11 protein-coding genes are annotated in these 14,705 nt (G+C 60.9%); 3 read left to right on the forward strand and 8 right to left on the reverse strand.

Features of this window, described 5'->3' with window-relative positions; translation table 11 throughout:
• Positions 1 to 48 precede the first annotated feature (48 nt).
• Positions 49 to 1,401: an amino acid permease gene (locus tag WDO72_13710; GenBank protein ID MEJ0086738.1), complete on the forward strand. Its 1,353-nt coding sequence runs from the start codon at positions 49 to 51 to the stop codon at positions 1,399 to 1,401.
• Here the strand turns inward: WDO72_13710 and WDO72_13715 are convergent.
• Genes WDO72_13715 through WDO72_13725 form a run of 3 tightly spaced genes read right to left on the reverse strand, consistent with a single transcriptional unit; the run spans position 1,293 to position 5,454 of the window.
• Positions 1,293 to 2,687: a glycosyltransferase family 87 protein gene (locus WDO72_13715; protein MEJ0086739.1), complete on the reverse strand. Its 1,395-nt coding sequence runs from the start codon at positions 2,685 to 2,687 to the stop codon at positions 1,293 to 1,295. The genes WDO72_13710 and WDO72_13715 overlap by 109 nt on opposite strands.
• Before the next feature lie 57 nt (positions 2,688 to 2,744).
• Positions 2,745 to 4,697: an acyltransferase family protein gene (locus WDO72_13720; protein MEJ0086740.1), complete on the reverse strand. Its 1,953-nt coding sequence runs from the start codon at positions 4,695 to 4,697 to the stop codon at positions 2,745 to 2,747.
• 19 nt (positions 4,698 to 4,716) lie between these two features.
• Positions 4,717 to 5,454 carry a methyltransferase domain-containing protein gene (locus WDO72_13725; protein ID MEJ0086741.1) on the reverse strand — a complete coding sequence of 246 codons (738 nt, stop codon included), beginning with the start codon at positions 5,452 to 5,454 and terminating at the stop codon, positions 4,717 to 4,719.
• Positions 5,455 to 5,716: 262 nt separating this feature from the next.
• Between WDO72_13725 and WDO72_13730 the strand changes: the two genes are divergently transcribed.
• Complete coding sequence (locus WDO72_13730; protein ID MEJ0086742.1) at positions 5,717 to 7,234, forward strand: hypothetical protein; 1,518 nt, start codon at positions 5,717 to 5,719, stop codon at positions 7,232 to 7,234.
• Complete coding sequence (locus WDO72_13735) at positions 7,231 to 8,538, forward strand: hypothetical protein (protein ID MEJ0086743.1); 1,308 nt, start codon at positions 7,231 to 7,233, stop codon at positions 8,536 to 8,538. Before WDO72_13730 ends, WDO72_13735 begins: the two co-directional genes overlap by 4 nt.
• A 44-nt stretch (positions 8,539 to 8,582) precedes the next feature.
• Here the strand turns inward: WDO72_13735 and WDO72_13740 are convergent, their stop codons facing one another.
• From WDO72_13740 to WDO72_13760, 5 genes are all read right to left on the reverse strand, one after another.
• On the reverse strand, positions 8,583 to 9,479 hold the full coding sequence (locus WDO72_13740; GenBank protein ID MEJ0086744.1) for a hypothetical protein: 897 nt from the start codon (positions 9,477 to 9,479) through the stop codon (positions 8,583 to 8,585).
• Between the two features lie 181 nt (positions 9,480 to 9,660).
• Positions 9,661 to 10,968: a hypothetical protein gene (locus tag WDO72_13745; protein MEJ0086745.1), complete on the reverse strand. Its 1,308-nt coding sequence runs from the start codon at positions 10,966 to 10,968 to the stop codon at positions 9,661 to 9,663.
• Positions 10,965 to 12,815: an acyltransferase family protein gene (locus tag WDO72_13750; GenBank protein ID MEJ0086746.1), complete on the reverse strand. Its 1,851-nt coding sequence runs from the start codon at positions 12,813 to 12,815 to the stop codon at positions 10,965 to 10,967. Before WDO72_13750 ends, WDO72_13745 begins: the two co-directional genes overlap by 4 nt.
• 5 nt (positions 12,816 to 12,820) lie before the next feature.
• Complete coding sequence (locus WDO72_13755) at positions 12,821 to 13,792, reverse strand: lysylphosphatidylglycerol synthase transmembrane domain-containing protein (protein MEJ0086747.1); 972 nt, start codon at positions 13,790 to 13,792, stop codon at positions 12,821 to 12,823.
• The gene (locus WDO72_13760; GenBank protein MEJ0086748.1) at positions 13,774 to 14,661 is read right to left on the reverse strand and encodes a decaprenyl-phosphate phosphoribosyltransferase; all 888 of its coding nucleotides are present in this window, start codon (positions 14,659 to 14,661) and stop codon (positions 13,774 to 13,776) included. Before WDO72_13760 ends, WDO72_13755 begins: the two co-directional genes overlap by 19 nt.
• Positions 14,662 to 14,705: the final 44 nt, after the last annotated feature.

Consider the following 14,705-nt stretch of genomic DNA (forward strand, 5'->3'; position numbering starts at 1 on the left):
GCCTCGCCATCATGAATGCAGCGCGGCCTCACGCGCTACACTCCCGGCATGAGCAAATCGTCAGCCGTGCGCGGCCTCGGTTTCTGGATGTGCCTGGCGCTGGTCATCGGCAACATGATCGGCTCGGGCGTGTTCCTGCTGCCGGCATCGCTTGCGCCCTATGGCGTGAACAGCATCCTCGGCTGGCTGGTCACCGCGGCGGGCAGCGTCCTGCTCGCGTTTGTTTTTGCCCGACTGGCCCGCTCGTATCCGGACGCCGCGGGACCCTACGTCTATCCGCGCAAGGCGTTCGGCGAGGCCGCAGGGTTCCTGACGGCCTGGGGTTATTGGATGGCGGTCTGGATCGGCAACGCCGCGATCGTGACCGGCACGGTCGCCTACCTGGCCGAGCTCGTTCCGGCGATCAAGCAGACCGTCGCGGGACCCGCGATCGTGTCGTGCGCAATCATCTGGATCCTGACGTTCCTCAACTGGCGCGGCGTGCGGCAGATGGGTGTCGTGCAGATCGTCACCACCGTGCTCAAGGTGATGCCGTTGCTGGCGATCGTCGTGCTCGCGATCGTGCTGCTCGGCAAAGGCGATGCGTCGGTCATTCGCGTCGATCCGCAACCCTTCAGCCTGGCCGCGGTGACGGCGTCCGCGACGCTGACGTTATGGGCATTCCTGGGGCTCGAGTCGGCGACGGTTCCGGCAGGCAGCGTGATCGATCCGGAGAAAACGATTCCGCGCGCGACGCTCTGGGGCACCGCCATCACCACCGCGCTCTACATCCTCGCCTGCTCGACCGTCGTGCTGCTGCTGCCTACCGCCGAGCTCGCGCAGTCGACCGCGCCGTTCGCGGATGTGGTGCGCATGTTCTGGGGCGGCAATGCCGCGAAGCTGCTCGCGCTGTTCGCGTTCATCAGCGGCTTCGGCGCGCTGAACGGCTGGATCCTGATCCACGGCGAAATGCCGGCCGCTCTGGCGCGTGCGGGAGTATTCCCGAAGATCTTTGCGCGGCAATCGAAGTACGGGACACCGGGCACGTCGCTGTTCATCACCGGCGTGCTGCTCACGATCGTGGTGCTGTTCAACTACACATCGTCGATGGTGGTGGTGTTCACCAAGATGCTGCTCATCGCCACGCTCTCGACCCTGGTGACCTACCTGTGCTGCTCAGTGGCCACCCTGAAGCTTGCCTGGCAGGGCGATCTCGGCGTCAAGGGAAAGAGCCTCGGCGTGTTGTCCACGATCGCCATTCTCGGGGCGATCTACTCGATCTGGACGATTGTCGGCGCAGGCGCGGAAGCGTTTTATTGGGGCGTCGGCTTGTTAGTCGCCGGTGTGCCCGTGTATGTCGCCATGAAAACGCTGCGCCGCGACGGCGCAGGGGAAGAACCGTCGACTTCGTTCGGCGAATGAAATTCCACTGATCCTGCGGGTCGGCGTCGAAGCATGATCAGCCAGCCGGAAAGCAACAGCAGGAACCAGTTCTGATGCATCAGCAACAAAACAAACCAGCGGTTCTCGTACAGAGCCTGCGGCATGATCGCGTACTGAACCTGCAGAATATTTACATACGACGCAATGGGGAAAAAGAAGGGCAGCAATAGCGCAAGCGTTATCCACCACCGGCGATCGCCCGCGGCCCTTTGTACAAATACCAAGGCGAGCGGCAACAACAGCACGACGGCGTCGTAGATTCGGTGATAGGTCAGGATCAACGAAAGTACCGCCGTGATACTCAGGTCGCACAGGATTACCTGTTTGTCAGTTGCCGAAGTTCGCGCACGCCGCGAAGCCAGAACGTAGAGGAACGCAATGACCAGGCAAATGAGAAGTCCAAACACACTTGCAAAGAGCTGCGCGTCGGGTCCGATAAAACGATGCAATAACGCGCCAACGTTGATCAGCTGATAGGGAGGAGTTTCTGCTGCAAAGGGATTTGCAGCCACTTTTGCAAGGTCGGCAATGTTGAGCAGCCAATCCGGTATCGGATTGATTCCGCGAATCATCATTGCACCGAGACCAATCGCCATCAGGGTTCCGAAGCTCAGGATGGCCATGATCACCATCCACGTGCGGCGGCTCAAAAGGTCGTAGACGAAAAATGCCGCCGCGGATTGTGGCTTCAAGATGAGCGCGATGCCGGAAGCCAGCCCTGCACTCCGTGCGTTGCCGCGCAACCATTGCCACTGTGCCAGTACGATGGCGAAACAAACCAACACGCCCGTTTGGCCAAGCGCGATGTTGGTGTGCGATGGAGCCATGAGAAGCGCGCTGCCCACGAACGCAACGCCCGCCCGGGACCGCGGCGCAATGTCCGATACCGACATCACCAACCAAATGGTCACAAGAAAGAGGATCACATTTAATGTGTTCCAGACTGGACGCCAGAAGTTTACTGGCAGCGCCCCGATGCCGGAGGTGAGGGCATAAGTGCCTAGCGGATAAACCATTGCCGCGCGACCGCGAGCGCCTGGGTTTCGTTGCGCGGGCTCCCCCAGATCGGCCCATGTCTTTGCCACTGCTTGCGGGTCATAAGGATTCTCCCCGCGCAGCCAGACGTGAGCGCCCATCGCAACCAGCCGCGCATCCATGTTGATAGCGGGATCAAACGTACGCAACACGCCCCGCTGCAAGAACAGAGCGATGCCGGCCAGCAACAACACTGCCACCAGAAAATTTACGCCAAAGGATTTGCTCATACTGGCTTGACCTGAGTCGCTCGGACGCTATCTACATCGATCCTACTCATTCGAACCTCAACGGCTTTCATAGCCGGGTGCCCGAAGCGCCACCGCGCCAACAGGCCTAACAAGCCCAGGCAGAGCGATCGACCGCACCTTCTCCGCGAAAACGACCGATCCCCACTTCGTGAAGTGAGCTCGATCGAAGGCTAACGGGCGGCCATTGGCATCGGCATATTGGCAGGCGTCGTTCTCGCACAGCAGATCGAAGTAGGACACATAGATCACGCCTTTCGCCCGCGCCAGTCCTGCGATGGCATTGTCCAGGTCTCGAAACGAGCCCACTCGATGCCTGTCGGGCAGTCGTACATCGCGCTGCCCAAGCGCAGCAACCAGCAAGCGCGGCAGCGGCGCGTCATATTGAATCTTGGGTCCCAGCAGCACGACTGGAATCCCGGCTGCGTTCGCCCAATCCAGTGTTCTTGCGAGCTTGGGAATATCACTCGAAGTCCAGCTTCCGCCGACCAACACGGCATCGACCGGATTCTTCACGAGGTACTCGGCAAAAATCAGCTGCCTCAATCTTGCGCAGCGTTCGGATGAGTGCAGATCAAGCGCTGCGGCATCGAACAGCGGCTTGCAACCGGCTCCGGTCGCCTGCAGCCAATTGATATCTCGCATGGCGTGCGACAAACCGAACCACAGATCCGCCGCATAGCTGTCGCCGAACAGGAGAAAATTCCTCCGGCCTTCGACGCGCCGCAAACAAGGATCGTTCTTCAGTTCAGCAAACGAAGGGTCATCGCCCGCGTCACTGGTCGCGAAGCAGTCGCCTTTGCGAAAGGCGGGCGACGGGTCATATTTTAGATAGGACGCCGCCTGCAGCTCATCGGTCGAAAACCGCCAGCCCATCCCCTGCGACGACAGCACCCCGACGGCAATGCCGCATATCGCCGCAGTAGCCGCTCCGGACATGACGAACAGCAGACGTTTCGATGGCCGCAGCGGCCCGGCCCTGAACGGGCGCTCGATGAACCACCATGACATCGCGGCAATCAAAATCGACGCCAGCACCAGAAGCGCTTTGCCCAAAGGTCCGGGAAGGCCGGCAAACAAGATAGAAAAATTGTTCTGAAAATAGATCAGCGGCCAATGCCACAGGTAGAGGGAATAGGAAATCAATCCGATGAAAACCAGCGGCTTCCAGGACAGCAGTCGGCTCGTCACCGTTTCGGTATCACGCCCTGCATGGATGATCATCGCGGCGCCGAGACACGGAATGAGCGCATAGGCGCCAGGAAACGGCGTGCCCGGTTCAAACGTCAATACGGCGAAAGCGATCAATCCCAGACCGCCCGCGGATATCAAATTGTTGGCCCAGCGGGCATTGATGGTGGGAATGACGTTCATCGCGAGAACCGTGCCGAGCAGCAGTTCCCATGCGCGGGCATGCGGGAAGTAGAAAGCTCGAGCAGGGGCGGTGCGCACGTCGATTTCACTCAGGACAAATGAAGCTACGGCGATGGCGATGATTGTTGACCTGAGGCGGCCCGGAAAGACTCGCCGGATCGACATCAGCAGCAACGGGAACAGTAGATAGAACTGCTCTTCGACCGCCAACGACCACGTATGCAGCAGCGGCTGCTGTTCCGCGGCGACGTCGAAGTATCCGGAACCGCTCCAAAAATAGAAATTCGAGGCCGAGAACATCGCCGCGGCCAGCGATTTCGCAAAGGCTTCGAGTTCCGTGGGCAGGAGATAGATGCAGGCCAGGGCGCTGGAAACCAGCAGCATCGCGATCAACGCCGGAAATATGCGGCGGATCCGCCTTTCGTAGAACGAAGCGAGGGAAAACCGGCCGGATTCGACTTCGGACAAGATGATCGAACTGATCAGATAGCCGGAAATGACGAAGAACACGTCGACGCCGATGAATCCGCCGGGTACCTGCGGTATCTGGGCGTGGAATGCGACGACGGGCAACACCGCAACTGCGCGGAGTCCGTCGATGTCGGTGCGATAGCGCAAGGTCGTCCAGCCTTCGCGCTTACTGATTCGAAACTGCGGCCTCAGCCTCTATGTACAGCGTCATCGCATTGCGCCACGCATCGACACGATCTTTGCCTTTGAAATGCTCCACTGTCGAATCGAAGGGCGCACACCGGCGAATCGCGACGAAGCCCGCTGCCGTGAGCAAGTTCGACATCGTTTCAAAGTCGTACGCAAAATAATGTCCGAATCCGTGGGCGATCTCGTTGAGCATCGTCATGCGTGTCTTGCCGTGGCGCTGCCGCTCGAAGATCTCCTCGCTGTTTCCAGTCCGCGCGGCAACGTATTGGTCGACGAAGTATTCGCCGTTCGGAACCCCGATGCGCACTTTGCCGCCGGGCTGCAGCACGCGCCTGATCTCCGGGAACACCTTGGTGCTGACGGTTTCGAATGGCAGATGCTCGAGGAAATGTTCGGAAAACAATGCGGCAACGGATGCCGCCTTCAGCGGGAGACCGTGCCGCAGATCCAGGGTCAGGATCTCGACATCCCTGGCAGGTGGCGGCGGATAACAATCCAGATTTACCCAGCCTGGTAGCAGCGCGTTGCCGCATCCGAGATGCACCAGCAGATCCCGCCTGTCCGCCAACTCCCGGATATGTGCACGGTAGCTGCTGCTCAGCGTGCATCGAAGGCGCAGCAACACCATGTCGATTTCATAGCGGAGCTTGGATGCGAGATCGTCATTGAATCCAAGGCCTGACCAGAGACGGCGCAACTTCGCACGCGTGGCCACGGATACATTCGAGTACGGGGACCAAGTCTTTTGGACTTGATGAAGCGCCGCGGCCCCTGGAGCGTTGCTGACCGATTCGGATGCTTTCACGTGGGGAAACCGTCGCCAGAAGGTCGATGTGGCAGCGTATGGACGGCAAGTTACGAGGATGTGATGTTGCGGTGTTGATCGCAGGCCCGCAGGGCACGTGTCATGTCCGTGTAACGTGCCGCCGTTCAACTACGGCGCCGATTTTGCGCGTTGCCGACGGATACCTACCAGATTGAAGTCATTCCTTGAAAAATCAGGCTGGCTCGTCTACGCGGCGCTCAACCTGCTGCTTCTCGTCATTCTCATAGGTGGCGCGGTTGCCGCCGGTGGCAGTTTCAAGCACCTGCCGTACGTCGCTTTGATGTTCGCCGTTTGCGCCAGTCCGATTCCGTACATCCGTCGCTTCAACGACAGCTACGCGATGCTCGCGGTGATGTGCGGCGTCTATTTCCTGTCCTTCGCCATGTCTGACGCGGTATCGATGTTATCGCCGTCGCCGCGCGAACCGGCCGGCGTCCCACTGCTCACCGGCGGAGAAGCCCTGATTCTGCTCGGCTCGCTCGTGCAGATTGCAGGCTTTCATGCCGGTGTGCGCATTTTCGGCGCGGGTCGTACCCCCGCGGAGGCGCGCGACTGGCCACGTTCGCTGCTGCTGCCCGTGGGCCTGGTGATCTGGGCCATCGGGTGCGCGGGAAGCCTCTATCTATCCTTGGTGGTCCAGCCCGAAAACAGCAACGCCGCGGTCGCGGCGGGGTTCTCCCGCTTGGGGGTCTGGAATACGACAGCCCTCATCTTCATCCAGAACTACGCCGGGCCGCTGGGCATCGTCATTCTTGCGTATTGGTGGTCTCGCTGGGCGCCGCGCGGGGGCAGTGCGCTCATGATCATCATCATCTGCCTGCAATTTGCGGTGGGTTGGGTGATCGATACGAAGGAAATGGCATTGAGCGCTCCGCTGGTCATATTGCTGACCCGCTTCGTGACAACAGGCCGCGTACCGATGCGCTGGCTGGTGTGCGCAGCGTTGGGCATGGCGCTGGCATTCCCGGTGATGACCGCAAAGCGGATCATCATGACCGAGGGCCTTGGATTGAACCGGGCGCAGGCGCTTTCGCGCACCGGTGAAATCCTGTGGCGCGCCATTGCAGAACGGAATGTGGCCCAGACGGGTAAGAAGTACGAGCAAAAGACCCAGACATTTCTGCAACGCGCCACCGACAAGGGGGCAGTGGAGGTTTTCGTAGCCCACGTCGGTGTCGACCATCCTTACCGGATGGGCAGCACTCTGGAGCCAATGCTGTACGCGTTCATTCCAAGGCTGGTGTGGTCCGACAAACCCGGGGAGAGTTCCGCGCAGCTGTTCAACCGTGAATTCCGCCTTTCCGCGGATCGCGATACTTATATTTCTCCGACACACATCGGCGAGCTGTATTGGAATTTTGGCATGGTCGGCGTCATCACCGGCATGACGTTGATAGGTCTGCTGCTTGGAGGCGTGTGCGGACGCTTCGACCAATCGCGGCAGACGTCGATTACCGGAGTCCTCGTCTTGATCGTCACACTCTACGAACTGGTCGTGCGCAGAGGTGGGCAGATCGAAGTGGAGTACGTGGTGTGGATGCGCACACTGGCGTTGATCTGGTTGCTGCACTTGTGGTTGGCGAAGCGCTCGCAGCCGGCAGAGGCGCCGGCATTCGGTCTGGAATTCACGGGCGTGCACGCACCGCGCTTTTCCAATCTGCTGCGATGATGAACTGGCGGGTCGTGACGGCGGCGACGGCGCTCGCCGCAGTATTGCTGCTGCGCTTCGTGCTGGACGTCGTGTTCCTTCTGCCCTCGCCGGTAGGCGACTCCGAGTTCTTTTTGACGGCCAGCGTCAATTTGTGCTCTGACGGGTTCTTCGGCACGACCGTCTATCCCATCGACCCAACGGGCCAGGCGCGCATGATCTGGCACGGCTTCGTGTCGCCGATGTTGTACTCGACGCTCAATACCGGCTGCTCGGCGCGCGGATACTATCTAGTCGCCTGGGGTATTCAATTGCTGACGTGCGCCTCGGTACTGCTGCTGCTGGCGCGCGCGCGGGGTTTGTCATTCGTGCCGGCCGTCGGGATGGCTTTCCTGACGCTCGCCGCGCAAGTCGCGATTGGATTCAGGCCCGAAGCCCTTGCGGTGCTGCTGATAGTTCTGGCGGAGATTGCCCTTCAATACCGGCAATACGCGGTGTTCGGTGCGATCGCGGGAATTCTGGCGTGTACGCAACCCACCGTCGCGGCAATCTATGCGGTATCGATGCTGCTGCTAAGGCCGGAGCTGCTGCGGCAGTGGCTGCCAGCCGCGGGCGGTGGGATTGCGGCTGTGTTGCTGCTGTTCTGGATCTATCCGTTTCCGGCCGCGGACTTGTTGACGGGAATTCTGCTGCAGGGAAAGAAGCTCATCGGACGAGGCGACGGTAGCCTTGTTTCCTACTATCTACTGCAGCCTTCGTTGCCCGCCTGGGGTTTATTGCTGCTGGGTACCGCTGCGCTGGCCGCGCGTAAGCGGCCGATGCTGCTGCTGATCACGCCGCTGGTGTGGTTCCTCGGGCCGCGCGTGCCACCGGTCTTTTACAACTTGATTCCGCTCTGCATCTTGTTGGTGGCGTTTTGCCTCGCAACGTACTCGGCGCGGATTGCAGGCTACCTCGGGATGGCATGCCTGCTGGTAGGTGCCACCGGACTGGGGTTCGTGAGCCTGCGCGACGTACTCACGGCGCAGCGATTCGGCGATACGTTTGCGCAAACTCGCGCGCAGGTTGCTGCGCTGGTGGCTGGCGGAACGCATCTGGCCCATGTCAGTTCGATCGTGGCACTGACAAACCCCGAACTTGCGATCACCAATCCACGGCGGGTACCGGCGCCCGCAGGTACCGGCGGGGCCGAAGTGAGCATCGTGGCGGTGAATGGCGCGCCGCGCGCGCCGTGCGCTGTGGGCACCCGTGATGTATCGCTGGGGCTTGGAACCGTCAAACTATTCAACAGCAACAGCGGGTGGATGATTTACGTCTGTCGCTGATGCAGCTGCCGTGGGCCGCATCGTCAGCGTTCGGTGCTCATTGTTCATGAAAACACCACATTGGTATTCGGGCCTCCATTTGTGTGGAGAGTCGCCTGCGGTCCGAGCTGTACCTTGCCGCCTGTGCAATTGCATACCTGCACGATGCCGTTGTCGATATTGCTGCCGTACATGATCGTTGTGCAGGCGTTCAGCAGTGCCGCGCCTGCCGTATTGCCGTCAAAGAGGTTGCCGCTCACCGTCGTATTGAACAGCTGTGATCCATTCCAAACGTCACTTTGCCAACCCCAGAATGTATTGCGGCGGCAATCGTTGTTCGCGATGGTGTGGTAACTGCTGACAGAGCCGTCGCCCGTGGAACCGCTGCAGATCCCGGCTCCGCCGTTGTCGGTGCTCGTGTTGCCGATGATCTTGGCGCCATTCGAGCCCACGGCGATTCCCGTTCCGGCATTGCCAATCGCTCTGCAACCGAGCACTTCCAGATCCGTCTCGCCCCAGGTGCTTTGCGCACCGCCCAACCAGAAGCCACGAGCCGTCGCCTGGCCATTCAGAGCATCGCAGTACCGCCACGCACAGCGCTTCCCGCCCACCGAGAAGAACTGACCAAAGCCGATCTTGCAGCCCTGCGCAATCAGATGTTCGACGTCGCAGTTCGTACAACTCTCCAGGCCCAGAGCACTGTTGGCGAAACCGTTCACCTTAATGAGAGCCTTTCCTTTAACGAGGCAATCCGAGCAATTCTTTAGATAGATCAGCGCCGGTTGGTATAGCTGGGTGTAGCTGATATTCGCAGTCGACCGGATTTCCACGCCCGTCAAATCGAGCGTCAGATAGCTCTTGTTGGCGATGAGGAGCGGCGAGGAACCGAAGTCAATGACAGCTCCCGGCTCGCATTGCACCACACCGCCCGTCGAACCCACGGCGGCGATGGCTTTGACCAAGTCGGAGTAGCTGGCGCAGAGAGCACCTCCGCCCCTGGCAGCAGCCCCGGCAGATGGTGACGACAGGCCTCCCGCAAGCAGCAACCCCGACACCGCCTCCCTTCGAGACAGAGGCGTTGCTCGCTGTCTTTTCTGGCTCCCATCAGCCTCATTCGCGCGCTGCGTCATTTCTCTTCTCTGGTTATTTCTTCGGCCGCGGGTCGGTCTTGCCGTAGCGCTGCCAGGTTTCGGCGAATAGTTTGTCTGGCAGCCAGTTGGCGGTGGAACGGTTGCCCTGGAATTCGCGATACGGGGCGATGGCGAGTTCTTGTTGACCGCCCTGGATGCGATCGTAGCTGGCGCCGAGCCAGCCGTTCTCGATGAACACTGGCTTGAGGGTGCCGTCGTCGTTGAGGCGAATGCGCATTGCGGCTTCGCTGAAGGCGGCGATGAAATCCCACGTGGCGTCCTGGCCCTTGTCGACTGGGTCGTGAGCGACATTGGCTTCGAGCATCATTGCCATGGCGGCGTTTCGTTCCTGGCGAAGATGTTTCACCGTTTCCTCCTGGCCGTTCTTGAAGAATGGATCGATGAGCCCGTGCAGAACGAGGGCGGGGACCTGTTCGATGTTGGGAAACTGGAGATGAAACGCGGCGCCCGAGTGGTAGGAAATCCACGCGATGGTGCGCTCGGGACGCTGCGACGCGATGATGCCGGAGAAGCCGGTGCCGTTGGAATGGCCGAAGGAGATGACCGGCAGGGTGGGCAGCTCGGGGTGCTCGAGCATTTTCCCGACGCGGGCGATGTACGGGTCGATGAGACCCACGGGATAGAAGCCACGCTGCACGGGGTTGCCAATCGCGCTCACGAGCGCGACGGCGTTCCGGTTTGCGAAAGCACGCAGGCGCGGGTGATCGATGGAGCCCATGCCATGGCGCGTGAGGAGGAAGACAGCCTTCAGCTTCTTCGCGTCTTTCGGAATGTAGGCCTGGAAGACGACTTGCTCCGTACGACCGTCGCCTTTGCGGCTTTCCATGCTGGCGAAGAACTTCTGCCATTCGCGAGCGGGGATGAGATGGAATGACTTGTCCGTGGAGAGATCGGCAAGGCTGTTGTCCATGCTGATCCGCGTACTGAACTCGGCGCGGCCTTCGCTGATCGGATTCGGCTCGAGTTTCTCGGCCAAGGGCTTGTCGAAGAACGTGAGTTCCCTGATTTCGATGGCACGCCCGCCGTAGCCGTCCTTGTCGAGCTCGACATAGTCATAAGGCTTCGCCTGGTCCTGGGTGAATGGTTTGTCGGAACGGACGACAAGAGTGAATTCGCCGCTTTGGCTGGTCTGGGTCACGGCGCCGTGGGACCGCAGTCCGACGCGCACATCGGGCAAGGGGTGATCGTCTTGATCGACGATTCGTCCCTTGAGGGTTCGCGCAGCGGGATCTGCCGCGGCGAGCACGAGCAATGGGAAGAGCAGCAGTGAAAAGAGCGTTCGTGCGAGACGCAGCTTCATCGTGTGGGCGAGGGCGTGGAGGTTGAAGACATGGCCGACAGACTCGGCGCCGTACTCTGTTGTGAGCTCAGAAAATCAAACCGGGCAAACAGGCGGGCGCCCACGAAGGCGGCTCCGGCGCGTGTCAGGTGATTGGTGTCGTAGGTGATGAAGCGGCCATCGGGTGTGAAGATGGGTACACGCCCCTCGCCATCCAGCAGCACTTCCATCGGGTCGATGAAATCCGGACCGATTTGTGCCTGCGCCGTCTTGTTGAAGCTGACGACGCTCACGAGTGGATAGACGCGAGGGGCTCGGTCGTTGAGCTCGCCGTGCCGAGTGCGCACAAAGTCATTGTTCCAGCCGAAGTTCTTCGCGCCCAGCATGACTACCCGGGCGCGTGATTTCGAACTTAGCTCGCGATAACACGAGAAGGCATCGTCGACGTCACGGGGCGTGCTGTTGGGGCGCCCCCAGTTCTCGGCGAACACGACCAATTCGGCCGCGGCCAAAAGCGGCTCCAACAGGTCATTGCTCCTGTGAGCACAATCGCCTTCCCAGTAGACGACGTCGCGCCCCGTACCGTAGCCGGTCTCGTTCAGCATGTTGATGAAGTCGCGCGCAAACGAATTCCCAACAACCAATACACGTTGCCCGCCATTCGCGTGGAATCCATCGAACCGCTGAGCAAAAGGCCGCTCGACGTAGACCTTGGGGTCCTCGCCATAGGAATACTGCGGTGCCCAGGCCACCAGTCCGTAGGAGCGGTGCAAGCCCAACCCGCCCGCGATCAACAACACCGTCGCGCTGCCCGCAGCCACGTAGAAGCGTCGCGTGGACATCCAGTTGCGATCGCGGAATTTCTGCTCGACGAACCGCCACGACAGGTAGCCGAGCGGAATCGCCAGCACGGAGAAGACGAGCTGGGTGGCCGGACTCGGATTTTCCATCGACGCGAGCCGCAAAAAGGCCAGTATCGGCTGGTGCCATAGATAGATGCTGTAGCTGATGAGTCCGGTAATGGCCAATGGCTTCAGCGACAACAACCTGCCCGGCAGTGATGCCGGAGCGCAGTACCGGATCACCAGCGCTGTGCCGAAGACCGGCACGGCGACGACAACGGCCTGGTTCGATCCCAAGGCGTACGGAAACACGTACGCGCCGAGAAGCAGGGCCAGTCCGAACAGCGCAAGGTAGGACCGCTCGCGCGCCGACGTCGCGGTGAGGGCGAGCAACGCTCCCACTAACAGCTCCCAGGCACGAGTCGTCAGCATCAGAAAGGTGAACTCGCGTTCCTCGATCAGGGCGGCAGCCAGCCAGCTCGAAGCGAGCAGCAGCGCGCAGACCGCGACTGTCCCGGTCGTTCTGTAGCGGGGCAGTCTGAAGCACAGGAAGATCACAATCGGCGCCAGCAGGTAGAACTGCTCCTCAACGGCCAGGCTCCAGGTGTGATACAGCGGCTTGAATCCGGCCTCTATGCTCCAGTATCCGGAGGTCTGCAGTAATAGCAGATTGTTAGCCGAGAGCGCGGTTGCAACCAGCGATTGGCCGAAATTCTTGAGGCTGTACGGCAACATCAGGAACAGCGCGGCCAGCGTCGTCACGAGCGCCATGACCAGCATCGCCGGAAGGATTCTGCGGGCGCGGCTGTCGTAGAAGTGCAGGAAGGAAAAGCTGCCATCCCGCACGTCGCGGTGGATTTTCCCCGCAATCAGAAAGCCGCTGATGACGAAAAACACGTCAACGCCGAGAAATCCACCCTGGAAGGAAGATAGTCCGGCGTGGAAGAGCAATACCGGTAGAACGGCCAGCGCCCGCAGACCGTTGATATCCTCGCGAAACGCGGAGTTTGAACTGACCGTGTTCATCCGCATCAAGTGCAGGCGGGGGCAACCCTGTCGGCCGAGAATCGCGCATGTATCGACAGTGCGATGACGCCTAACAACACCGCCAGCCACAGCGTCGCCACATTGATCAGCAATGTCGCGGCAACTGCCGTGCTCAACGTCAGTCCCCACAGGCGCAAGAGCGCGATGAGCGTCGCTTCGGCGCCGCCGAGCCCGCCGGGCAACATGCTGACGGCGCCGGCCAACATCGAGAACGCGTAGATGGAAATCGCCGCGCGCGCAGGAATCGGGTGGCCCATCGCCTCGGTCAACAGGAAGAAGCCCCAGCAGTGCGCAAACCATGCCGCCAGTCCCAGCGCCAGCCCGCCCGCCAATGGCGCGGCGGAGAGGCAGAGGCGCGTGTGGGCGAGGATGTCGGTCATGCGCACGAGGACTCCGGCGCGCGGGCCGGCGACCCGGGTCGCCCAACGCGCCAGAGCAGAAGGCACGGCGGGTATGAACAGAACGGCAAGCGCGACGGCGGTCAATGCGCTGCCCGCCAGCAGCAGAACCCAGCCCCCCGGGTAGAACGACAGCCCGAGGCAAGCCAGCAGCAAGACGGCAATGAAATCCTGAATGCGCTCCGCAAGAAACACCGCGACGGTGTGGTTGACAGGAACACCGTACGGTTTCAGCCAGATCGCCCGCGCCAGCTCGCCCGCTTTCCCCGGCGTCGTCGTGAACGCGAACCCGCCGATATAGATGCGCAGCGACGCGTTGAAGGGGATTTTCGAGCCGAGCCGCCCCAGGTAGTAGTGCCAGCGCAGAAAGCGCAGGCCGTAGTTCATCAACGAGAGTCCGCACAAGGTTATCCAGAGACGCGGATCGGCCATTCTCAGGGCCGTGGCCACTTCGGCATGACCCGCCCAGAACACGACGGCTAGATAGGCCACGGCCGCCAACGCCGCGGTGAGCGTCAGCCCCCGCAGCCAATGCGGATTTACCGGTTGAGCAACCAAAGCGTGAAACCGGCGAAGGCCAGCCCGGACAGGATCAACTGCGGGTCGGTGAAAAGATCGGTGCTGGGGTTTTCGCCTTTTTTGCGGCTGTGAAGAATGAACAGGTAACGAAACAGGCCGAACATCACGAATGGCAGCGTGTAGATCAGCTTGTCGGTGTGATGCTGTTCGATGGTCTTCGGGTCGAGCGTATACAGACCAAAACTTATGACCGTTGCTGTTGCGGTGATGGACAGGAAACTGTCGAGCAGTTGCTGTGAGTAGTCATTCAACACGCGTCTGCGCGAGTGTGCGCCCTCGGCATCCGCCCATTCGGCACGCCGCTTGGCGAATCCCAGAAATAACGTGATGAACATTCCGGTGAGGATCAGCCACCCCGAAGGCGGAATATGGATGCCCCAGGTACCCGCGATGATGCGCAACATGAATCCGGATGCGATACAAAAGACATCGAGCACGGCGTGGTGCTTCAGCTGCAATGAATACGCGACGTTGATAGTTAGGTACAATCCCACGACGATCAACACGCGGACATCGGCGTACCAGGCGGCGGCCGCGGCCGCACCCGCGCATACCAGCGCCGCGAACAATCCTTGAGCCGGGCTGACCTTTCCCGATGCCAGTGGCCGGTGCCGCTTGGTCGGGTGCGCGCGATCTGCGTCACGATCCAGATAGTCATTGAGCACGTAGACCGCGGAGCTCATCAGGCTGAAAGCGGCCGCGGCCAGCAGCGCCGCCTTGAGATAGACGGCGTCGACAATCAACCCGCTGAACAGGACGCCGGCGAACACGAACGCGTTCTTGACCCATTGCTTCGGTCGCAGCAGCCGCAGCAGCGCCGCTGGGTGAATACCCGTCGCGACGTTCACGATGCGCAGGGAGCTACGGGGCAGCGAACGGCTTGTGCCGCGGA

This window comes from Pseudomonadota bacterium, from assembly GCA_037200975.1.
Classification (GTDB): Bacteria; Pseudomonadota; Gammaproteobacteria; order Steroidobacterales; family Steroidobacteraceae; genus CADEED01.